Annotated in this window: 17 protein-coding genes; 11 read left to right on the top strand and 6 right to left on the bottom strand. The window is 69.8% G+C overall.

Going from position 1 to position 21,063, the window contains the following annotated elements; translation table 11 throughout:
- Positions 1-12: 12 nt before the first annotated feature.
- The 6 genes from HNQ52_RS09340 to HNQ52_RS09315 form a co-directional block, all read right to left on the bottom strand.
- On the bottom strand, positions 13-1,440 hold the full coding sequence (locus HNQ52_RS09340) for a hypothetical protein (RefSeq protein WP_183960872.1): 1,428 nt from the start codon (positions 1,438-1,440) through the stop codon (positions 13-15).
- A 155-nt stretch (positions 1,441-1,595) separates the two neighbouring features.
- Positions 1,596-2,315 (bottom strand): CsgG/HfaB family protein, encoded by a 720-nt coding sequence (locus HNQ52_RS09335; RefSeq protein WP_183960871.1) that lies wholly within the window; start codon positions 2,313-2,315, stop codon positions 1,596-1,598.
- 9 nt (positions 2,316-2,324) lie between these two features.
- A complete protein-coding gene (locus HNQ52_RS09330; protein WP_183960870.1) occupies positions 2,325-5,315 on the bottom strand; it encodes a ligand-binding sensor domain-containing diguanylate cyclase in 2,991 nt (996 codons plus the stop codon).
- The gene (locus tag HNQ52_RS09325; RefSeq protein ID WP_183960869.1) at positions 5,312-6,118 is read right to left on the bottom strand and encodes an amidohydrolase; all 807 of its coding nucleotides are present in this window, start codon (positions 6,116-6,118) and stop codon (positions 5,312-5,314) included. The genes HNQ52_RS09330 and HNQ52_RS09325 overlap by 4 nt, the downstream gene beginning before the upstream one ends.
- 101 nt (positions 6,119-6,219) lie before the next feature.
- A complete protein-coding gene (locus tag HNQ52_RS09320) occupies positions 6,220-7,368 on the bottom strand; it encodes a pyridoxal phosphate-dependent aminotransferase (RefSeq protein WP_183960868.1) in 1,149 nt (382 codons plus the stop codon).
- A gap of 10 nt (positions 7,369-7,378) precedes the next feature.
- A complete protein-coding gene (locus tag HNQ52_RS09315; RefSeq protein ID WP_183960867.1) occupies positions 7,379-11,539 on the bottom strand; it encodes a S8 family serine peptidase in 4,161 nt (1,386 codons plus the stop codon).
- A gap of 189 nt (positions 11,540-11,728) precedes the next feature.
- On the opposite strand from HNQ52_RS09315, the gene ccmA reads away from it, so the two are divergent.
- From ccmA to HNQ52_RS09260, 11 genes are all read left to right on the top strand, one after another.
- Positions 11,729-12,382: a heme ABC exporter ATP-binding protein CcmA gene (ccmA, locus tag HNQ52_RS09310; protein WP_183961178.1), complete on the top strand. Its 654-nt coding sequence runs from the start codon at positions 11,729-11,731 to the stop codon at positions 12,380-12,382.
- Positions 12,375-13,058 (top strand): heme exporter protein CcmB, encoded by a 684-nt coding sequence (gene ccmB, locus HNQ52_RS09305; RefSeq protein WP_183960866.1) that lies wholly within the window; start codon positions 12,375-12,377, stop codon positions 13,056-13,058. The genes ccmA and ccmB overlap by 8 nt, the downstream gene beginning before the upstream one ends.
- On the top strand, positions 13,055-13,804 hold the full coding sequence (locus HNQ52_RS09300) for a heme ABC transporter permease (protein WP_183960865.1): 750 nt from the start codon (positions 13,055-13,057) through the stop codon (positions 13,802-13,804). The genes ccmB and HNQ52_RS09300 overlap by 4 nt, the downstream gene beginning before the upstream one ends.
- Complete coding sequence (ccmD, locus tag HNQ52_RS09295; protein WP_183960864.1) at positions 13,801-13,992, top strand: heme exporter protein CcmD; 192 nt, start codon at positions 13,801-13,803, stop codon at positions 13,990-13,992. Before HNQ52_RS09300 ends, ccmD begins: the two co-directional genes overlap by 4 nt.
- Positions 13,989-14,450: a cytochrome c maturation protein CcmE gene (gene ccmE / locus HNQ52_RS09290; protein WP_183960863.1), complete on the top strand. Its 462-nt coding sequence runs from the start codon at positions 13,989-13,991 to the stop codon at positions 14,448-14,450. The genes ccmD and ccmE overlap by 4 nt, the downstream gene beginning before the upstream one ends.
- A gap of 256 nt (positions 14,451-14,706) precedes the next feature.
- Positions 14,707-16,683: a heme lyase CcmF/NrfE family subunit gene (locus HNQ52_RS09285; RefSeq protein WP_183960862.1), complete on the top strand. Its 1,977-nt coding sequence runs from the start codon at positions 14,707-14,709 to the stop codon at positions 16,681-16,683.
- Complete coding sequence (locus tag HNQ52_RS09280) at positions 16,683-17,222, top strand: DsbE family thiol:disulfide interchange protein (protein ID WP_183960861.1); 540 nt, start codon at positions 16,683-16,685, stop codon at positions 17,220-17,222. The genes HNQ52_RS09285 and HNQ52_RS09280 overlap by 1 nt, the downstream gene beginning before the upstream one ends.
- 362 nt (positions 17,223-17,584) lie before the next feature.
- Entirely contained in the window at positions 17,585-18,031 is a 447-nt protein-coding gene (locus tag HNQ52_RS09275) for a cytochrome c-type biogenesis protein (protein ID WP_183960860.1), read from the top strand.
- Complete coding sequence (locus HNQ52_RS09270) at positions 18,031-19,257, top strand: c-type cytochrome biogenesis protein CcmI/CycH (protein ID WP_183960859.1); 1,227 nt, start codon at positions 18,031-18,033, stop codon at positions 19,255-19,257. Before HNQ52_RS09275 ends, HNQ52_RS09270 begins: the two co-directional genes overlap by 1 nt.
- Positions 19,254-20,366, top strand: coding sequence for a homoserine O-acetyltransferase MetX (gene metX, locus HNQ52_RS09265; protein WP_183960858.1), 1,113 nt, complete (start codon positions 19,254-19,256; stop codon positions 20,364-20,366). The genes HNQ52_RS09270 and metX overlap by 4 nt, the downstream gene beginning before the upstream one ends.
- Positions 20,367-20,428: 62 nt before the next feature.
- Positions 20,429-21,001 (top strand): cysteine dioxygenase family protein, encoded by a 573-nt coding sequence (locus HNQ52_RS09260; RefSeq protein ID WP_183960857.1) that lies wholly within the window; start codon positions 20,429-20,431, stop codon positions 20,999-21,001.
- The last annotated feature ends 62 nt before the right edge of the window (positions 21,002-21,063 follow it).

The following is a 21,063-nucleotide window of genomic DNA, read 5'->3' as shown; positions in this document are numbered from 1 at the left end:
TCGCCGCGGGCCTTACGGACCGAACGATTCGAGCCCGTCGCCGAACAGGCGGCCGTCGCCGAGACGGGCGAGACCGAAATCCGCGCCGCCCGCCTCGGGCGGAAGCAGTTGGTAACCGGCGGCGAGGATTCTGTTGCCCTGCATGGCGAGGTCGAAGATCTCGCTCGGATGGATCGTTTCGTCATCGAACTCGTCGGGCGTCGCGTCGTCGGAGAAGGCGAACACGGCGAGCGACGCGGCGGCAAAGGTCGGGTCCGCGTCACCCGCCTGGTCGAGCCGCAGCACCGTGGCCAGTGTCACATCCGGCGCATCCACCGGCATCAGCGAACCACCGATCACGACCTTCCCCTTCGGCGTCCGCTCGATGTCGTACAGGCGCAGGTCCAGGCCGTCTTCCTGCAGCACGGTGCGCCCGTTGTTGCCCAGCGACGTCTCCAGCGATCCGTTGGGCTTGATCCACAGCACGAAACCCCCGGTGTGTCCGGCGAGCGAGAACTGCGCCGTACCGACCACACCGAACATGCCTCCGGCCATCGGTTCGATCCCGAGCGCCGTGTCGCGACGCGCACCGACCGGCCCGAGATTGAGCGCATGGATCGCGCTGCCGTTGGCGCCGAACTGCTGGAATGCCGTGCCGTTCTGGAAGTGCATCGTCACCAGCACGTCGCTGTCGTCCGGCGAGACGATGTACTCGCCGGCCCCGAGCAGGGTGCCGTTGGGGCCGAGCGCGAGGGCGTTGTATTCGGACTCGGGCACCACGTTGCCGTGCGGCAGCACCAGGTTCGCCTCGCCGACGCCATCGTCGAAGGTGGGGTCCGGATCGCCGTCCGGGGTGAGACTGCTCAGCGCCGCGCGGCGCTTGTCGGCGCCGTCGACGATGTGGCCGGCGAACACGATGCGACCGGCCGGATGGATCAGCAGATCGCGGATCTCGCCCTCCTTGCGCACGCCCGCGCCGAACTTGTCGGTACAGCCCGGAGCGATCTCGCCGTCGCCGAACGCTCCTACCGGAACGCCGGCGGCGTCGAAGCGGCAGGCGATCCAGTACGGGCCGTCCATCTGCGGAAGACCGAAGTAATGGCCGGCGACGATCAGATCACCGTTGGCCGCCTGCACTGCGGCGCTGGCACCGAGCCAGTATTCGGACGTGTCGGACGGGTAACTCATCGGTGCGAACTGCGGATCCGGCAACCCGTCGGCCGTGAGCCGCACGATGCCGATGCCCGGCGAAGTGCGTCCGACGACATAGATCGACCCGTCGAGCGCAGGCACCGCCTGCACCGCGATATCTTCCGCGCCGGTGTCGATGCCGATCGTGAGACGTCCGTCGCCGTTGGGCCCGAAGCGGGGATCGAGATCACCGTCTCCGGCGCGGACGTTGCCGCATGACAGACACGCCGCGACAACAAGCGACAGCATACACAGCGGATAACGAATCATGGTCTGGAACCTCGAAGGGAGCGTCCGCAGTGGACGCTTCAACAAGGCATACGCCAGACCGTCGTCCGGAGCTCATATCGGAGACAAAAAAAGCGGCCGCGCAAGGCGGCCGCTTCGATTTCAACAATGACGCCTTAACTTAATTCGTCGACAGCTTATTCGTCGAGATCCAGCGACTCGCGCGTCTTGGCGCGGCGGCGGTCGTCGGCGGCCTCGAACTTGGCCTCGCAGCCACCCCGGGTCACCATCACGCACTCGAGGTAATCCGTGGTCAGCACGACCGCGGCGCGGATCGCCTTGCCGGCCGGGGTGCTCTTCTCCGAGGCAAGCGCGCCGCCGAAGCCACCGCGCGACAGGCCGATGCTCATGCCGCCGCCCTTGGCGTTGCCTTCGATGGTGCGCACGTAGTCGACGTCACCGGTGGTCGCGTTGACCACACGGATGTCGACCGCCAGATAGGCGTTTTCCTTCTTGCCGCCGAGCGAAATGCCCTTGAAGCTGACGCCGCCGCCGGTGCTGGCGACGTTTTCCTCGTACGCGGTGACCGTGCCGTAGACCAGGTAGTCGGCGCCGGTGAGCTGGCCCATCTTCGCGCCGGTGCCCGAGCGCACGCGGCCGGACGCGGCGAGGTTCTGCTCCTCCATCACGCCCTCGAGCTTGCTGCGTTCCACGACCTTGAACTTGCCGGTGGCGACCAGCTCGTTCGACAGCATGCCGGCCAGTTCCCAGCCCACCCCGCCGCGCCACCAGCCTGCACCGGACTCGTTCTTGAATTCGCCGACGGCCACCACGGGCTTGTCGCCCGCGGCCATGACGACGTTGGTGCCCAATGCCCCGGCAACGGCCAGTGCGACTCCCCACATCCGCTTGTTCATCACGCTCTCCTAGGAAACGGCGCCGCCTGGCGCGTCTGTTGTGGTTCCGGTGTCCCGCCGCCAGCACACGCGGTTGCGGCCGGCGTTTTTTGCCTCGTACAGCATCACGTCGGCCGCGGACAGCAAGCCCTCGTGCCCGGGCCGGGTGGCATGGTCCGCAAGGCCGATGCTGACCGTGACTTCAAGTCCCGAGTAACGGGATGCGAAGTCGAAACCGGCCACCCGTCGGCGCAAGCGTTCACACAATGTTGCAGCTTCGTTCACCCCCAGCCCCGGAAACAGCAGCAGGAACTCCTCGCCGCCGTACCGTCCCACCACGTCGTCCGTGCGAACCCCTTCGCGCAGGATCGACGCCACCGCGCGCAGCACCTGGTCGCCGGTTTCGTGGGAATAATTGTCGTTGATCTTCTTGAAATGGTCGATATCGGCGATCGCCACGCTCAGCGGTGCGCCGGCGGCACAGGCGTCGGCGAAGCGGCGGCTCAGGGCGTAGTCGAGACTGCGGCGGTTCGGCAGCCCGGTGAGGGCGTCTTCCTGCGCCTGCCGGGCAAACGCTTCGGACTGCTTGCGCAGTTTGTTGAGCAGGTCGGTCTTCTCCGCGTCGGCCTGCTCCAGGCGCGTGGCCTGGTCCTGCAGGCTGCGGGTGCGCAGCGCGACCTCGTGCTCGAGTTCGAGGGTGCGCGCGCGCAGGCGCACGATGCGCGCACGCGCGATCCAGAGCCCGGCCAGCACCACGAACGCCGCCACCGACGGTGGAAACCACGACCGTTCCCACACGTGCGGGCGCAGGTTCAGCTGCAGGCTGGCGCCGGTCGCGCCCCAGTTGCCGCCGCCGTTGTCGGCCTCGGCACGGAAGCGGTAGTCGCCTGGCGGCAGGCCGGTGTAGACCATGGAGCCGGTGTTGCCGATCAGGTCCCAGGCCCGATCCAGACCTTCCATCATCACGCGGTAGCGGATCTGCGTGGGCAGCACGTAGCTCAGGCCCGCGTAGTGGATCTCGAGCTTGCGCACGCCCGGGCCGACGCGCACGTCGCGGGTCGGATCCACCGGCAGGCCGTCGACCAGCACCTGCTCGATCACCACCGGCGGCGGGTCCGGCTGCACCGGCTCGGGCACGTTCGGATCGATCATCGCCACGCCCTTGGCCGTGGCGAACCACAGACTGCCGTCGCGGCGGCGCAGTTGCGGGGTCATCGCCGCGCCGCTGAACTGGCTGCTGGCAAGGCCGGCGGACTCGCGGAACACCTCGAATGCAACGGTGTCCGCAAGGCCGTCGGCCACGGCATCGAGCGCCGCCCGCCGCGCACGGAACGCGCCGCGGTTGGAGGTGAGCCAGAAGCGGCCGAAACCGTCGTCGAGCACACCGAACACCGGCACATGCGGGACGCCGCGGGCCTCGTCCAGGCGCGCGACGATGCCGTTGCGCACACGGTAGAGCGCGTCGTCGCCGGCGATCCACAGGACTCCGCGCTCGTCCTCGTGGAAGCCGAACACGTCCTGTGCGGCGAACGCGGCGCCGCCGTCCCACCGTCGCAGCGTGCCGCCGATCACCTGGGCCACGCCCTGCACGGTTCCGACCCACAGCGTTCCGGCCGCATCCTCGTACAGGCTCAGCACGAAGACCTGGGCACCGGAGTCGGCCAGCGGCACCGGCACGAAGCGCTCGCCCTCGCGCCGTGCCAGGCCGCGCGGCCCGCCGGCCCAGACCGTGCCGTCGCGCGTCTGCAGCAGGGCACGGACCTGCGGCGCAGGCAGGCCGTCGGCGGGACCGATGCGCTGCGGCGCTGCGCCGTCGCGCAGCACGGTGATGCCGGCATCGTAGCTGCCGACCCACAGCGCTCCGTCGCGATCCTCCATCAGCGACAGCACTCCGTCGCTCGCGAGTCCTTGCTCGCGGAACAACGCGGTGAACCGCCCGTCGGCGAGCCGGTTGAGTCCGCGGCTGGTGCCGATCCACAGCGAGCCGTCGGCGCGCTCGACCAGGCTGCGGACGTAGTCGTCCGACAGGCCCTTGCGTTCGGTGTAGCTTGCGAACGCGGTTTCCCGCAGGCGCGCGAGCCCGGCGTTGGTGCCGACCCAGATGCTGTGCTCGCGGTCCTCGAACACCGCCGGCACGCGGTCGTTGGGCAGGCCGCGCGAGGCATCGAGCCGCTCCAGCGCGCCATTCCACAGGCGCAGCAGCCCGCTGCTCTGGGTCCCGAGGAAGATCTCGCCGCGCCGGTTGGCATGCACCGTCTCCAGCGTGCGGGCCAGGGCGCGATCGAGCGTCACCAGCCGCGTCCACGCCGGCGCGTCGTGGCGGTACAGCGTGCCTCCGACCACCGCCAACACCGCGCCGCTCGCATCCGTGCCGACGGCGGTGGCCTGTGCGCCGGCCTCGCCCGGGATGCCCACCTGCTCCAGCACGTCGTTGCGCAGGGCCAGCAGGCCGGCGCTGCTGCCGAGCCACACCGTGCCGTCGCGATCGACCGCGATCCCGGCGCCGACGCCGGCCGCGGCCGCGTCGCCCGCGAGCGCGAATCGGCGCACCGTGCCGTCGCGTTCGATGCGCGCCAGCAGCACGTTGCTGTTGGCGACGTAGATGCGGCCCTGGGCGTCCTCGGCGAGCGCCTCGGTCTGGCCCAGCGGCAGACCCTGCTCGCGGCCGAACCGCCGCCACTCGCTGCCGGCGAGCTGCACCACGCCGTTGCGTGCGGTGCCGATCCACAGCGAACCGTCGCGCGCGGCATGCAGCACGCGGATGCCGTTGTCGCCGAGCGTGGGCGTGTTGACGCGGTCGAACACGCGCATCTCGCGCCCGTTGTAGCGCACCAGCCCTTCCCACGTGCCGAGCCAGAGGTAGCCGTCGGCGGTCTGTGCGATCGCCTGCACGGTGCTGTGCGGCAGGCCGTCGGAGGTGTCCCAGCGCTCGAGCGTGTACTGGTCGAGCGGCCGCGGCGTCTGCGCCGCCGCCCCCGGCAGCCACGCCAGCGCGACGAGCAGCAGACCCCAGCGACTCATCGGCTGCCGGTGTCGAGCGTGAACAGGTCGGCGTCGAGCTGCGCGGGGAAGCGCTCGCGGTGCTGCTGCAGCGCCTGCGCCGACAGCGTGCACGTCACGGTCTGCGCCTGGGCGCCGAGTTCGACCAGCGGCTGGCCGAGCGGATCGAGCGCAGCGCTATCGCCGGCGTACGCAATCTCGTTGCCGTCGATGCCGACGCGGTTCACGCCGACGACGTAGCTCAGGTTCTCGATCGCCCGCGCGCGCAGCAGCGTGCGCCAGGCGTAGCGGCGCGCGGCCGGCCAGTTGGCGACGAACAGCGCGAGGTCGTAGTCAAGACGTTGCAACGCGGCATCGAAGCGGTTGCGCGTCCACACCGGGAAACGCAGGTCGTAGCAGACCTGCGGCAGCACGCGCCAGCCGTGCAGTTCGAACACCGGGCGCGCCTCGCCGCCGGCATACCGCGTATGTTCGCCGGCCATGCGGAACAGATGGCGCTTGTCGTACCACTCGACGCTGCCGTCCGGGCGCGCCCACAGCAGCCGATTGAAGACGCGCTCGCCTTCGCGCACCACCATCGAGCCGGTGACGACGCTGCAAACCTCGCGCGCGAGCGCACGCAGCCACGCGACGCTGTCGCCCTCCATCGTCTCGGCGCGGCCGACGGCATCGTTGCTGAAGCCGCTGGTGAAGGTTTCGGGCAACACCACCAGATCGCCGCGATCGGCGAGGCCACGCACGAGTTCGCCGTACAGCGCACGGTTCGCCGCGGCGTCATGCCACAGCGTGGCCGCCTGCACCAACGAAACTCGCAAGTCGCGCATGTCGACGGATCCCCGCCCCCGGTGAACGTCGGCATTCTAACCGACGCGGTCGGCGGGGATGCGCCACGGAATCCCCGCGAATCCGGGATTTTTGCAACGTTTCAGACCCGGCGCAGCCGCTCGGCCGCCGCCTGCTGGGTGGCGTCGGACTTGGCGAAGCAGAAGCGGACCAGGCGCTGCCCCGACGGCGGCGTCTGGTAAAACGGCGAGAGCGGAATCGACGCCACGCCTTTTTCCGTGGTGAGCCAGCGCGCGAACGTCACGTCGTCGTCGTCGCTGATGGCCGAGTAGTCCGCGAGCTGGAAGTAGGCGCCCTGCACCGGCGGCAACTCGAAGCGCGTGTCGGCCAGCAATGCACGGAATCCTTCGCGTTTTTCCCGGTAAAACGCAGGCAGCTCGAGGTGATGCTCCGGATGGTGCGCCATCATCTCCGCCAGCGCCCACTGCGCCGGCGCGAAGGTGCAGAACGTGAGGTACTGGTGCACCTTGCGGAATTCCGCCGACAGCGCGGCCGGCGCCACGCAGTAGCCGAGTTTCCAGCCGGTGCAGTGGTAGGTCTTGCCGAACGAGGACACTACGAAGCAGCGCTCGGCCAGTTCGGCGTGACGCAGCACGCTCTGGTGCACGGCGCCGTCGAAGACGATGTGTTCGTAGACCTCGTCGCTGAGCACGAGGATGCCGGTGTCGCGCACGAGCGCCGCCAGTGCGTCGAGATCGGCGGCGGAAAACACCGCGCCGGTGGGATTGTGCGGCGAATTGACGATCAGCAGCCGCGTGCGCGGCGAGACCGCGTCGCGCACCCGCTGCCAGTCGACGTGGAAGTCCGGCGCCACGAGCGGCACGTGCACGGCGCGGGCGCCGGCAAGATCGATCGCCGGCTCGTAGCTGTCGTAGCACGGGTCCAGCACGATGACCTCGTCGCCGACGCGCACCACCGCGTGCACCGCGGCGAAGATCGCCTCGGTGGCGCCGCTGGTGACGGTGACATCGCTGTCGGCGTCCACTTGGCGCCCGTAGAGCGCGGCGATCTTGGCCGCGATCTGCTGGCGCAGCGGCGCGATGCCGGTCATCGGCGCGTACTGGTTCCTGCCCTCGCGCATGGCACGCGCGAGCGCATCCTGCAGGAACTGCGGCGGTTCGAAATCGGGGAAGCCCTGCCCCAGGTTCACCGCCGAATGCTCGGCGGCGAGCTGGGACATCACCGTGAAGATCGTCGTGCCGACACGCGGCAGCTTGGTTTCGATCGTCATGCCCGAGGCGTCACTGGCACGTCAGCGCATTGGATACGCGCGTCACCGGCAGGTCCACGCTCCAGGTGCCGGTGGCCGGTGCCGCCAGTTCCAGATCGACCGCGATGCGGCCGTTGGCGGCATCGGTGTAGGTGCGGGTGAGCGTGCCGATCTCGACGCTGGTCGGCGCAGCCCACGTGCACAGCGGGCAGAAGCCGTTCTGCTGCACCAGCGCCATCGTGCGTTCGCCGCCTTCGAACGGCACGCGGTTGCCGATGGCCCAGCGCGGCAGGCCGAGATCGTCGTAGAAGTATGCGCCGTTGCTCTCCAGGCCCGGGTACGCGGTGATGCTGTAGCCGTAGCCCGACTGTGCCGGCGAGAACCACAGGCCGCTCAGCGGCGCCACGCTGCCGTCCAGGCTCGGACAGTCGCCACCGTCGATGAAGCTCATCGGCTCGCTGCCGCTTTCGCCGTCGAGGTTCCAGCTGAAGGTGAAGTGCGTGGCGTCGGTGAAGGCGAGCTGGGCCTGGCCGACCTTGGTGCCGTTCGAGGCCTCGCCGTTCCAGGCCTGGCGCTGCAGGTCGACGGTCCAGACGCCCTGGTTGGCCGTCGGCGCGGTCAGCACGCCGAGGTACCAGGTCGGCGAGCCGTCCTGCAGGTAGGTGTACCACGCAAGGCCCCAGGCATCGCCCGACGGGAACAGGAACAGTCCCGCGCCGGAGCGCGCCGGGTTGAAATACGGGCCGAACGCCGGTTGCGGGCGTGCGCTGCCGTAGGCAAGGTCCACCTTGAGCGTGAACGTGGCCGGCGTGGCACCGGCATTGACCGGCGTCACGTACCAGCGCCCGGGCGTGAGGGCGGCGCCGGTCAGCGTGAGGGTTTCGGCGGCGCCGGCATGGATCGACGTGCCGGCCGCAGCGCCGCGCGCGGGCGCGGCGGCGATGGCCGGGCTCGACGGCGTGCCCGCGTTTGCCACGTACAGATCGATCTCGCCGCTGCCGGCCGTGGTCGCGGTGAGGCCGGTCGCGTTCGGCGGCACGTCGATGTAGAGCCTGTCCTGCGCCTTGCCGGCGGCGAGCGACAGGGTGCGCGTCGCGCCCGGCGCCAGCACCTGCGGCGACGATGCACCGCTGGCCGCGCGGCGCAGTTCGATCAGGATGTTGCCCGCGCCCGCCGGCTGGCCCGGCTCGGCGGCCATCAGCACGGCGCCCCAGCGCGTGTCGCCGGGCAGCAGCGTCGGCACGTTCCATGCGGCACGGATGTCGAAGTCCTGGTTGGTCTCGCTGTGGCCGGGACCGGTCGCCACCAGTTCGCCGTTGTGCGGCACGAGGCTGACCACGGCGGCCGAGAGCTGCACCGCGTCGGTGGTGATCGGCGAGGTGGTGTCGCCGGGCACGCGCCAGTTCTGCGGCAGCACCCAGAAGCGATCGCCGGCCTGCGCCTGGATCGGATCGTCGATGCAGCGCTCGGTGGCCGATGCGGTGGCCGATCGGCACACCAGTTCCTCTTCCTGCGGATAGCCGTCGCCGTTGGCGTCGAAACCGACGTACAGGTCGATGTCGTCGGCCGTGGCCGAGGTCACGTCCGCCAGCACGCGCGCGGGGCCGTCTTCCTGCACGGTCAGCAGGATCCACTTCTCGCCCGCGTCGATCGGCAGGAAGCCGTTGTACGGATCGTCCGAGGTGGTGTCCTGCCTGAGCGTCAGCGTGGCGCGCGTGGGCGCGACGAGACGGGTGCCGGCGAACCGCGCGTCCTGCAGGCCGACGAGTTCGGACACGGCGATGTCCTCGAACCCGGATTCGCCCGCGCTGTCGATCTGCACGAGGCTCGGTGCGACGCCCGGCGAAACCACCACGGCCAGCGGCAGGCGCGCGGCCGACGCACCGCCGCCGTCGCGGGTGAAGGTCACGCCGCCTTCGAGCGTGTCGCCGAGCCGCGCGACCGGCACGTCGACGGTGACCGACACCAGCTGCGTCGCGTTTGCGGCGAGGGTGAACTCGCTCGGGCTCACGCTCACGGTGGCGCCGGGCAGGCTCGCTGCGGCACGCCACGTGCCGGCCGCCAGCGCCTTGACCGTGCGGGTGAAGGTGCAGGTCTCGACACAGAGCGGATCGACCAGCGACGGCAGGTTCAGCTCGGTCGACACGGACATGTTGCCGATGTCGGCCGACAGGAATTGCGCGCGGGTCACCGGAAACGACAGGCCGCTGTCGAGTGCCAGCGCCAGATCGACCACGCCGGCGCCCTGGTCGAAGATGCCCGCGGGCGAGCCGTCGTAATCCTTCACCACCGGACGCGCGGTGGTGGTGAGGGCGGTGGTGATCTCGTCCGGTCCCCACGACGGGTGCGCGCCGCGCAGCAGCGCAGCGGCACCGGCCACGTGCGGCGACGCCATCGAGGTTCCGCTCAGGAACGCGAAATCGTTGCCGCTGCCGGCGGCCGCGACGATGTCGGTGCCGGGCGCGGTGAGGTTGGGTTTCATCAGGCCGAACGGTTCGACCGGCCCGCGGCTGCTGGACACGTTCAACACGTTGCCGTTGCTCGGAAGACTGGCGATCGTGGCGCCGCCCAGGCGGCCGCTGTGGCCGGTTCCGCTCGCGAGCCAGGTCTTGAGCGCCGTGCCGGCGGTGAAACCCAGGTGCGTGGCGGGCAGTTCGTGCTCGTCGGCCACCACCAGCTCGCCGTCGGCCGCGCCGTTGACCAGCACCATGCCGGCGCCGCCGGCGTTTTTCACGTTCAGGCCCTTGATCGTGCGCGCGTAGATGCCGCGGTCGCAGACCACGATCTGGCCGCTGAACACCGGCGTCGCCCAGGGGTTGGTGGCGGTGCTCGGCGGCAGGTCGTCGACCCGGTCCCCGGTGGCGCACAGCGCCGAGCCGAAGTTGCCCGCGTACACGATCGGCACAGGCCCGACACCCGCGGTCGCACCCGCGCCCACCAGCACGCCGCCGGACGGCGGCGGCGTCGCGCCGCCGCTGAGGCTTTCGAGACGGTTGGCGATGATGCGGTCGTGCGTCGCATTGGCCACCGCCAGCACCCACGGTGCATTGCCGGACGAGCTGACGGTTTCGGGGCCGGGACCGTCGTTGCCGGCCGAGGTCACGACGGTGATGCCGGCCTCGCGCGCGGCCAGCATCGCGAGCGCGATGCCGTCGTCCCACGGACTGTACGGCGCGCCGCCGATCGAGTAGTTGATCACGTCCACGCCGTCGGCCGTGGCCTGGTTCACCGCCGCGACGAGCCAGGTGCCGCGACAGGTTTCCTCCTCTTCGCAGGCCTTGTACGTGGCGAGATTCGCGTGCGGCGCCACGCCCGAGAGCGTGCGCGTGGTCGCGCCGCTGCCCAGATCGAACGACGCGGTCAGCGTGTTGCCCACCGCGGTGCCGGCCACGTGGCTGCCGTGGCCGTCGACGTCGCTGCCGTCGTTGGCTTCGCGGTCGTCGCACTCGCTGCTGTTGTGCACGCCGGTGCAGACGGTGAAATCGTGGATGCCGACGAGTTTGCCGTTGCACAGCGCGGCGTTCGTCGCGCACTGGCCGAGGAACGCGCCCGCGGGATTGGCGTGCACGAAGCCGTCGTTCGGGCCGGTGCCGGCGAACGAGGGATGCGTGCGATTGATGCCCGAATCGATCACGCCCACGATGACGCCTTCGCCGCGGTTGCCTTCCGGTGCGGCCGCGGTCCAGATCGCATCGGCGCCGATCCAGCGCGGACCGGCGTCCGTGTGCATGCGGTGCACGCGCTCCTTCTCGACCGCGGCCACGCCCTCGTGGCGCGTCAGCGCAGCGGCTTCGGCGGCGGTCAGCTCCAGCGCCACGCCGTTGAGCGCCACGTCGTAGACGAACAGCGGTTCGAGCGGCCGGCCGAACGCGACGGCGGCGCTGGCCAGGCGCGTTTCGCGCAGCTGTGTCAGGGCGCCGCGGTAGGCCTTGGTCGCGGCGCTGTTCATGTCGAGCTTGCGTTCGCCGGTGACGGCGGGGCTGGTGGCCTTGAGCCCGGCGAGTTTCGGGAAGCGGTCGGCATCGCCGCGGAACGCCGCCACGGGCGGCTCGTCGAAACGCACGATGTAGAGGCTGCGAACCTGCGCTGCATCGGTCTTTGCCGCGTGCGGCAGTGCCTGCGGATCGGTGGCGGCGGACGCGCCGCCGGCGAGGGCAAGCAACAACGCGACGGCAAGGGGAGTGCTGCGCATGAACGGCTCCACGACAACGGGAAAGGCGGCAGTGTACCGAGTGGGGTCACCGGCGCAACGAAGGGACATACGCCGCGTGAGCGCTGTCCGGATCACGCCGTGCATCGGCGAATTCGTCGTGCGATGCGCAAGGTCCAGCGCCCGTCGGCATGGACCGGGTTTTGGCGAGTCGGTAGCATGCCGCGCCTCATGACCGACTTTTCCGATCCGCCCGCCCCCGCACCGCTGCTGGAGGCCCGCGGACTGCGCTTCTGCCGCAACGACGACCCCGTCTTCGGCCCGCTCGACCTCCAGGTCGGCAGCGGCGAGGCGCTGCTCGTGCACGGCGGTAACGGCAGCGGCAAGACGACCCTGCTGCGGGTGCTGGCGGGCCTGCTCGACGGCGCGCAGGGCCAGATCTTCGTCGATGGCGAACGCGCGGGGCGCGATCGCATCGCGCAGGTGAGCGCCCTGCTCGGGCATCTGCTCGGGCACAAGGGCGAACTGAGCGCAAGCGAGAACCTGCGTTTCGCGATCGGGCTCTACGGCTGTCGCAGCGGCATCACCGTGGACATGGCGCTCGCGAGCGTGGGGCTTGCCGGGTTCGAGGACGCGCCGGCGCGGCAATTCTCCGCCGGACAGCGCAAGCGCCTGGCGCTGGCGCGCCTGCTGCTGGTGCCGGCGCGGCTGTGGTTGCTGGACGAGCCGTACGCGAACCTGGATCTGGCCGGCATCGGACTGGTCAACCGGCTGGTGGAACGTCACCTCGCAAAAGGCGGCGCGGCATTGATCACCAGCCACGGCGCCTACGCGACCGGCGCGGTCCGCACCCGCACCCTGACCCTGGATGCGGCCCATGCGTGAGGCCACCGCAACCTCGGCCTGCCGCGCGCTGCTGCAGCGCGACCTTCGCCTGCTCTGGCGGCGCCGCGGCGACGCCTTGAGCCCGGTGCTGTTCGCACTGCTGGTGATCAGCCTGTTCCCGTTCGCGCTGGGGCCCGAGCCCGCGATCCTCGCGCGCATCGCACCGGCGGTGATCTGGGTGGCGCTGCTGCTCGCGGGCCTGCTGTCGCTCGACACGCTGTTCCGCGGCGATCTGGACGACGGCAGCCTCGAACAGCTGCTGCTCGCGCCACAGCCGCTGGCGCTGCTGGTGGCGTGCAAGATCCTCGTGCACTGGCTCAGCACGGCGCTGCCGCTGATCGTCGCGACGCCGCTGTTCGCCGCCCTGCTCGGCCTGCCGGCGGCGCAATTGCCGGTGCTGCTGGCATCGCTTGCGCTCGGCACGCCGCTGCTGAGCCTGATCGGGGCCGTGGTGGTGGCGCTGACGGTCGGCATGCGGCGCTCTGGTATGCTGCTCGCCCTGCTTTCGCTGCCGCTGTACGTGCCCGTGCTGATCTTCGGCGCCGGCAGCGTGATGGCCGCGGCCCAGGGTCTTCCCCATCAAGGCGCGCTGCTGCTGCTCGGCGCCGGACTGGCGCTGGGCGCGGTGCTCGCGCCGCTGGCCGCAGCGGCCGCGCTACGGATCGCGATGCCATGAATCCACTGCTGCGCTGGTTCCACCAATTCGGCTCGCCGCCGGTGTTCCACGCCGTTGCCGGGCGCTGGGCGCCGTGGCTGTACCTCGTGGCCACGCCGCTGCTGCTGTGGGGCATGTACGCGGGCCTGTTCTCGGTGCCGGCCGACTACCAGCAGGGCGACAGCTACCGCATCCTCTTCGTGCACGTGCCGTCGGCGTGGATGAGCCTGTTCATCTACGGCGTGATGGGTGTCAATGCGTTCATCGCGCTGGTGTGGCGGATCAAGATTTCCGAAACGCTGGCGATGTGCTGCGCCCCGATCGGCGCTGCGTTCACGCTCGTCACGCTGATCACCGGCGCGGTGTGGGGCAAGCCGATGTGGGGCACGTGGTGGACCTGGGACGCACGCCTCACCTCCGAGCTGGTGCTGCTGTTCCTCTACCTGGGCGTGATCGGCCTGTACGCCGCCATCGAGGACCGCCGCGCGGCAGCGCGTGCGGCCTGCTTCCTTGCCCTGATCGGCGTGGTGAATGTTCCCATCGTGCACTTCTCGGTCGAATGGTGGAACACCCTGCACCAGGGCGCCACGATCCGCCTGTTCCGCGAGTCGACGATGCACAGCAGCATGATCGCGCCGCTGCTCGCGATGACCTTCGGCACCAAATTGTGGTTCGTGGCGTCCTTGCTGGCGCGCACGCGCGTGGCGATGCTGGATCTTGAAAGCGGCAAGGACTGGGCGCGACGCAGCGCCGGGATCGCGCCATGAGCGCGCTGTTTGCGATGGACGGCTACGGCCCGTACGTGTGGACCTGCTACGCCGTGTTCGTGCTGATGCTGCTGTGGGATCTGGCGATGCCGTGGCTGCGCAAGCGCCACGTGCTGGCCGACATCCGCAGCCGCGTCCGCCGCGATGCGGCGAAGAAACAGACCCGCAACCAGAGCGTCGATCCATGAACCCCGTCCGCCGCCGCCGCCTTCTGCTGCTCGTGGTGCTGCTGCTTGCGTCCGGCACCGCCGTGGCGCTGGTGGCCATCGCCCTGCAGCAGAACCTGTCGTATCTCTACACGCCCTCGGAGGTGCTCGGCGGGCAGGCGCGCGACCAGCAACGCTTCCGCCTCGGCGGCATGGTCAAGGAAGGCTCGCTGCGTCGCACCGAGGGCACGCTCGATGCGCAGTTCGTCGTGACCGACGGCGACGGCGACATGACCGTGCGCTACAGCGGCATCCTGCCCGACCTCTTCCGCGAGAAGCAGGCCGTGATCGCGACCGGCGCGCTGGTCGACGGCCAGTTCGTCGCGAGCGAGGTGCTGGCCAAGCACGACGAAACCTACATGCCGCGCGAAGTGGCGGAAAAGATGGGCATCGCGCACCAGAAGCACAACGTGCCGGCGACCGAAGGCACGCAGCAGTGAGCTCGACGTGCAGTCCGCCACGCGCTTTCGAGCCCTTCCCCCGTGACGGGGGAAGGGTTGGAATGAGGGTGGCTTTTGCTCGAAAGCCCTTCCCCTTTCACGGGGAAAGGGTTGGGATGCGGGTCGCCCCCGATCTCGCCCTTGCTGGTGATCTCATGCATTTCGACAGCGGAAAAACGCCAACCAGGATCATCAGCCACCCCCATCCCAACCCTTCCCCCGTGAAGGGGGAAGGGCCAGACAGAGCGCACCGCTGATGCTGCCCGAACTCGGCAATTTCGCGCTCGTCCTCGCGCTGCTGCTGGCGGTCGCGCAGGCCACGCTGCCGCTGCTCGGCGCGTGGCGCAACAACCCGGCGCTGATGGCCGTCGCGCGCCCCGCCGCGTATGGCCAGTTCGTCTTTGTCGCGCTCGCGTTCGGCATCCTCACCGTCGCGTTCGTGCAGCAGGATTTTTCCGTCGCGTACGTTGCGCAGAATTCCAACTCGCTGCTGCCGCTGCCGTACCGGTTCTCGGCGGTGTGGGGCGCGCACGAGGGTTCGCTGCTGCTGTGGGTGTTGATCCTCGCGGCGTGGACCATTGCGGTGGCCGCCTTCAGCCGCAGCCTGCCCGATGCCGTCGTGGCGCGCGTGCTCGGCGTGCTCGGCATCGTCAGCGTGGGATTCCTGCTGTTCACCGCGTGGACATCGAACCCGTTCGCGCGACTGCTGCCGGCCGTGGCCGAGGGCCGCGACCTCAATCCGCTGCTGCAGGACTTCGGCCTGATCGTGCATCCGCCGATGCTGTACGCCGGCTACGTCGGCTTCGCGGTGGCGTTCGCGTTTGCGATCGCGGCGCTGCTCGGCGGTGAGATGGACCAGCGCTGGGTGCGCTGGTCGCGGCCGTGGACCAACGTGGCCTGGGGGTTCCTCACGCTCGGCATCGCGCTCGGTTCGTGGTGGGCCTATTACGAACTTGGCTGGGGCGGCTGGTGGTTCTGGGATCCGGTCGAAAATGCGAGCTTCATGCCGTGGCTGGTCGGCACGGCGCTGATCCATTCGCAGGCCGTCACCGAGAAACGCGGCAGCTTCCGCGGCTGGACGCTGCTGCTCGCCATCGCGGCGTTTTCGTTGTCGCTGCTCGGCACCTTCATCGTGCGCTCGGGCGTGCTGACCTCGGTGCACGCGTTTGCGTCCGATCCGGCGCGCGGCATGTACATCCTCGTCTTCCTGCTCGTCACCATCGGCGGCTCGCTCGCGCTGTACGCGCTGCGTGCGCCGAAGGTGGCCGGCGGCAAGCCGTTCGCGCCGCTCTCGCGCGAGACGCTGATCCTGCTCAACAACCTGCTCTTCAGCGCGGCCTGCGCGATGGTGCTGATCGGCACGTTGTCGCCGCTGCTGTTCGAGGCCTTGAACCTCGGCAAGATTTCCGTCGGCCCGCCGTATTTCAGCCTGCAGTTCATGCTGCTGATGGCGCCGGTGGCGCTGCTGATCCCGTTCGGTCCGTTTGCGCGCTGGCAGCGCGAGGAGCCCTCGCGCTTCGCGCCGCTGCTGCGCATCGGACTCGCGGCGGTGGTGGTGGGCGTCGGCATCGCATGGCTGCTCGGCGACGGCTTCACGTGGAAATCGCTGCTCGGCATCGGCGCCGGGGTGTGGATCCTCGCCGGCACGCTGCTCTTCGTGTGGCGCCGCATGACGCAGGCGCCGCGCGGTCGCCGCTTCACGCCCGAGATGCTCGGCATGGTGCTCGCACATGCGGGCCTGGGCGTGTTCGTGCTCGGCGTGCTGCTGGTGGAAAGCACGGGCATCGAGAAGGATCTGGCGATGCGCGCCGGCGACAGCACGGACGTGCGCGGGTATCACTTCGAGTTTGCCGGCGTCGAACACCACGAAGGGCCGAACTACACCTCCGACCGCGGCACCGTGCACGTCTATCGCAACGACGCGTTGATCGCGACGCTGCATCCGGAAAAACGCGGCTATGCCAGCGGCGGCCAGATCATGACCGAAGCCGCGATCGATCCGGGCTTCACGCGCGATCTGTACGTGGCGCTGGGCGAACCGCTCGGCGGCGGCGGCGCGTGGGCGGTGCGCATCTACGTCAAGCCCTTCATCCGCTGGATCTGGCTCGGTGCGCTGATGATGATGCTCGGCGGCTTCGTGGCCGCGGCCGATCGCCGCTTCCGGCGCGAGCTGGCCGTCGACCGCGAGGCCGTCGATGCGCCCGCGTTGCGTCCGGCGCAGGGCACCGCCTGATGTGGAAACGCTGGCTGCCGCTGGCCCTGTTCGGCGCCCTGGCCGCGCTGCTGTTCGCCGGCATCGAACTCAATCGCGTGCGTGATCCCAACGCGATTCCGTCACCGCTGATCGGCAAGCCGCTGCCGGCGTTCTCGCTGCCGATGCTGCACGACCCGTCGCGCACGGTCACGCAGGACGACCTGCGCGGCGCGCCGTTCCTGCTCAACGTGTGGGGCAGCTGGTGCCCCGAATGCCGCGTCGAGCATCCCGTGGTGGATGCGCTGGCGCGCAGCGGGCGCTTGCGCGTGGTCGGTTACAACTACAAGGATGCGCCGGACGACGCGCAGCGCTGGCTGCAGCAGTTCGGCGACCCGTACGCGCTGATCCTCGCCGACGAAGACGGCCGCAGCGCGATCGATTTCGGCATCTACGGCGCACCGGAAACCTTTCTCGTCGATGCGCAGGGCATCGTGCGGTTCAAGCACATCGGCGCGTTGACGCCGCAGATCGTCGAGCAGCGGATTTTTCCGTTGCTCGAAGCGAAGGCCGCGCCATGATGTCCGACAATCGAGCGCCGACAGCCGCAATGCCACCGGCAGCAATCGCCCCTCGCCCACCGGGAGCAGTTGCCCCTCTCCCACCGGGAGAGGGGTTGGGGAGAGGGTCCGGGCTTTCGCGACCGGGCGAATTCAACCCGAGCAGTCGTCACGTACTACTCCCGCTCTGCATCGCGCAAGAAGCAGCGCAGTACATCAACACTCGCCTCGCAGATGTCGGACGCACCGCTCCGCCCGAACCGTCATCCGCCCTTCGGGCACCTTCTCCCGCAGGGAGAAGGGCAAGCAGGGCTGCGCCGTCGATCGCGTCAAGCGTGCGTAGATCATCGATCACGTGGAGAAGGGCAAGCGCGGCTACACCGATGATCGCAGGGAGAAAGGCGAGCACGGTGGCGTCGATTTGCATCGCGCTGCTGCTCCTGTGCACCAGCGCCTTCGCCATCGATCCACTTCCGTTCAAGGACGCCGCCGAGGAAGCCCGCTTCCGCGCCCTCGCCGCCGAACTGCGCTGCGTGATGTGCCAGAACCAGTCGCTCGCCGATTCCACCGCGCCGATCGCGCACGATCTGCGCCAGGAAGTGTTCGAACTCATGCAGGCCGGCAAGTCCGACGACGAGATCAAGCGCTTCCTCACCGAACGCTACAGCGAGTTCGTGCTCTACAAACCGCCGGTGCAGGCGCGCACGTTCGTGATCTGGTTCGGCCCGCTGCTGGTGCTGGTGGCTGGCGGCATCGCGGTCGCCGTGATCGTGCGGCGGCGCGCGAAATCCGCCGCCGGTGCGTTGCCCGCGGGCGAGGACGAATGGTGATGCCGATGTTCTGGATCGCGGGCGCGCTGATGCTCGGCGCAGCGATGGCATGCGTGCTGCTGCCGCTGTTGCGCGGCACGCGCACGGACGCAAAACGGCGCGACGCGCTGCTGCAGGCGCACCGCGCCGGCGTCATCGATGCCGACGAATACGGGGCCAAGCTCGCCGCGCTGCCGCCGCCGCCCGCCGCCGCCAGCGCCCCGCGCGCGCTGATCGTCGCCATTGCAGTGCTGCTTCCGTTTCTTGCCGTGCTCGGCTATCGCGTGGTCGGCGATCCGCGCGCGCTCGATGCCGGCACGCAGAGCGCGACCGCAGCAGCCATGAACGCCGCACTCGCGGGCCAGCAGCAACCACCCGACGACGCACCCGACATGGACGCCGCCGTCGCCGGCCTCGCCGAGCGCCTGAAGCAGCAGCCGGACGATCTCGACGGCTGGCTGCTGCTCGGCCGCGCGTACAAGACGATGGAACGCTTCGCACCCGCACGCGACGCGCTCGCCAACGCCTACCGTCTCGCGCCCGACGACCCGAACGTGCTCATCGACTACGCCGAAGCGCTGGTGCTCGCCTCCGACACGCGCCGCTTCGAAGGCGAACCGCTCGCGCTGCTGCAGAAGGCCCTCGCGCTGCAACCCGACAGCCAGCGCGGACTGTGGCTGCTCGGCGCCAGCCAGTTCCAGCGCGACGAGCACGCCGCCGCGGCGGCCACATGGGAACGCCTGCTGACACTGCTGCCGGCCGATGCGTCGCCGCGCGCCGCGCTCATCGCACGCATCGACGCTGCGCGTTCGCGCGCGAACCTGCCGCCGCTCGACCCGGCCGCGTCCACGCCGACGCAACCGCCCGCCACGCCGCCGTCGGACACCGCGACAAGCGCCGCCGCACGCCTCACCGTCACCGTCGACATCGCGCCGGCACTGAAGGAGCGCATCGCCGCCGGCGACGTGCTGTTCGTGTTCGCACGCGCCGCGCAGGGGCCGCGCATGCCGCTCGCGATCCAGCGCCTGGACGCCACGACGCTTCCGGTCACCGTCACGCTCGACGACAGCACCAGCATGATGCCGTCGATGACGCTTTCGTCGATGCCGCAGGTGGTCGTCGGCGCGCGCATCTCGACATCGGGCAACGCTATTGCGCAATCGGGCGATCTGGAAACGCTCTCCGAACCGATCGCCAACACGCGCAGCGAACCCGTCGTGCTCACCATCGACCGCGTCGTCCCATGACCGAATTCGCGCCGCCCGGCACCCGCTACTGCGCCCTGCCCTTGCCGTTCGCGATGAAACGCGGCGGCGCGTTGCACGGCGCGCGCGTCGCGTACGAAACTTGGGGCACGCTTGCGCCCGGCGCGGACAACGCCGTGCTGATCCTCACCGGCCTGTCGCCCAATGCGCATGCTGCGTCGAACGACGGCAATCCCGAACCCGGCTGGTGGGAAGCGATGCTGGGCCCCGGCAAGGCCATCGACACCACGCGCTGGTTCGTCATCTGCGTGAACTCGCTCGGCAGCTGCAAGGGCTCCACCGGTGCCGCGTCGATCGATCCTGCCACCGGCGAACAGTACCGCCTCGCGTTCCCGGATCTTTCGATCGAGGACGTGGCCCGCGCCGCGCACGCGGTGGTGGATGCGCTCGGCATCGAACGTCTCGCGTGCGTGATCGGCTGTTCGATGGGCGGCATGTCGGCACTGTCGTACATCCAGCAGTTTCCGCACGGCGCGCGCGGCCACATCAATGTGTCCGGCGCGGCGCAGGCATTGCCGTTCTCGATCGCCATCCGCTCGCTGCAGCGCGAGGCGATCCGCCTGGACCCGCACTGGAACCTCGGCAGGTACGACGAAACGCACTATCCGGACGCCGGCATGCGCATCGCGCGCAAGCTCGGCGTGGTCACGTACCGCTCCGCGCTCGAGTGGCACGGCCGCTTCGGCCGCGTGCGGCTCGACAGCGAACGCCGCGAGGACGATCCGTTCGGGCTGGAATTCGAGGTCGAGTCCTACCTCGAAGGCCACGCGCGACGTTTCGTGCGCCAGTTCGACCCCAACTGCTACCTCTACCTCAGCCGCTCGATGGACTGGTTCGACCTCGCCGAAGTCGGCGGCGGCGACATCCTCGCCGGCCTCGCCACGCTGCGCGTGGAACGCACGCTGGCCATCGGCGTGGCTACCGATATCCTGTTTCCGCTGCAGCAGCAGGAGCAGATCGCCGGCGGGCTCGCCGCGGGCGGCGCCGACGCACACTGCCTCGCGCTGCCGTCGCCGCAGGGACACGACGCGTTCCTGGTGGACATCGAGCGCTTCGCACCGGCCGTCGCAGGCTTCCTCGCACGGCTCTGACGTCGCCGCGAGGCCGCTGCGACGGTAGAATCGCTGCCTCTCCCGCTTCGACCGACCACGCCATGGCCACGCCCGCCTTTCCCGGCGCCGACAAGCTCATCGCCGCCATCGATGCCGCGGTCGCCCTGCCCGACGAACACGCCATCGCGCATAGCCTGCGCGACACCCTGTGCGCGATGATCCGCGACCGCGACGTGCGCCTGCCGGACTACATCTACGAACCCGTGGGCGACCACTACGCCCGCCGCGAGCTCTACAGCAGCGACACGCACGGCTACAGCGTGGTGGCGATGACCTGGGGCCCCGGCCAGGGCACGCAGATCCACGACCACTGCGGCATGTGGTGCGTGGAAGGCGTGTGGCACGGCGCGCTGGAAATCACCCAGTACCAGCTGCTCGAAAGCACCGACGACCGCGCCCGCTTCGCCGCCGCCGGCTCGATGCAGGCCGGCACCGGCTCGGCCGGCAGCCTGATCCCGCCGCACGAGTACCACACCATCCGCAACCCGAGCGCGGACGCCATCGCCGTCTCGCTGCACATCTACAAGGGCACGATGAAGGCCTGCTCGGTGTTCCAGCCGCGCGCCGACGGCTGGTTCGAACGCGAAACCCGCCACCTCGGCCTCGACCGCTGACCCCGCACACCCGCGCGCATTGCGCCGCGAGCGCTTTGCCCTATACTTCCGCGCCTGCCTGT

This window comes from Chiayiivirga flava (assembly GCF_014202825.1).
GTDB classification, from domain to species: Bacteria; Pseudomonadota; Gammaproteobacteria; order Xanthomonadales; family Xanthomonadaceae; genus Chiayiivirga; species Chiayiivirga flava.
This window is presented reverse-complemented; position numbering and strand designations above follow the sequence as displayed.

Excerpts from the sequence above, each read along its gene's own strand:
- HNQ52_RS09340 (WP_183960872.1), bottom strand. The coding sequence starts at position 1,440 with ATGATTCGTTATCCGCTGTGTATGCTGTCGCTTGTTGTCGCGGCGTGT.
- HNQ52_RS09335 (WP_183960871.1), bottom strand. The coding sequence starts at position 2,315 with ATGAACAAGCGGATGTGGGGAGTCGCACTGGCCGTTGCCGGGGCATTG.
- HNQ52_RS09330 (WP_183960870.1), bottom strand. The coding sequence starts at position 5,315 with ATGAGTCGCTGGGGTCTGCTGCTCGTCGCGCTGGCGTGGCTGCCGGGG.
- HNQ52_RS09325 (WP_183960869.1), bottom strand. The coding sequence starts at position 6,118 with ATGCGCGACTTGCGAGTTTCGTTGGTGCAGGCGGCCACGCTGTGGCAT.
- HNQ52_RS09320 (WP_183960868.1), bottom strand. The coding sequence starts at position 7,368 with ATGACGATCGAAACCAAGCTGCCGCGTGTCGGCACGACGATCTTCACG.
- HNQ52_RS09315 (WP_183960867.1), bottom strand. The coding sequence starts at position 11,539 with ATGCGCAGCACTCCCCTTGCCGTCGCGTTGTTGCTTGCCCTCGCCGGC.
- ccmA (WP_183961178.1), top strand. The coding sequence starts at position 11,729 with ATGACCGACTTTTCCGATCCGCCCGCCCCCGCACCGCTGCTGGAGGCC.
- ccmB (WP_183960866.1), top strand. The coding sequence starts at position 12,375 with ATGCGTGAGGCCACCGCAACCTCGGCCTGCCGCGCGCTGCTGCAGCGC.
- HNQ52_RS09300 (WP_183960865.1), top strand. The coding sequence starts at position 13,055 with ATGAATCCACTGCTGCGCTGGTTCCACCAATTCGGCTCGCCGCCGGTG.
- ccmD (WP_183960864.1), top strand. The coding sequence starts at position 13,801 with ATGAGCGCGCTGTTTGCGATGGACGGCTACGGCCCGTACGTGTGGACC.
- ccmE (WP_183960863.1), top strand. The coding sequence starts at position 13,989 with ATGAACCCCGTCCGCCGCCGCCGCCTTCTGCTGCTCGTGGTGCTGCTG.
- HNQ52_RS09285 (WP_183960862.1), top strand. The coding sequence starts at position 14,707 with ATGCTGCCCGAACTCGGCAATTTCGCGCTCGTCCTCGCGCTGCTGCTG.
- HNQ52_RS09280 (WP_183960861.1), top strand. The coding sequence starts at position 16,683 with ATGTGGAAACGCTGGCTGCCGCTGGCCCTGTTCGGCGCCCTGGCCGCG.
- HNQ52_RS09275 (WP_183960860.1), top strand. The coding sequence starts at position 17,585 with ATGATCGCAGGGAGAAAGGCGAGCACGGTGGCGTCGATTTGCATCGCG.
- HNQ52_RS09270 (WP_183960859.1), top strand. The coding sequence starts at position 18,031 with ATGCCGATGTTCTGGATCGCGGGCGCGCTGATGCTCGGCGCAGCGATG.
- metX (WP_183960858.1), top strand. The coding sequence starts at position 19,254 with ATGACCGAATTCGCGCCGCCCGGCACCCGCTACTGCGCCCTGCCCTTG.
- HNQ52_RS09260 (WP_183960857.1), top strand. The coding sequence starts at position 20,429 with ATGGCCACGCCCGCCTTTCCCGGCGCCGACAAGCTCATCGCCGCCATC.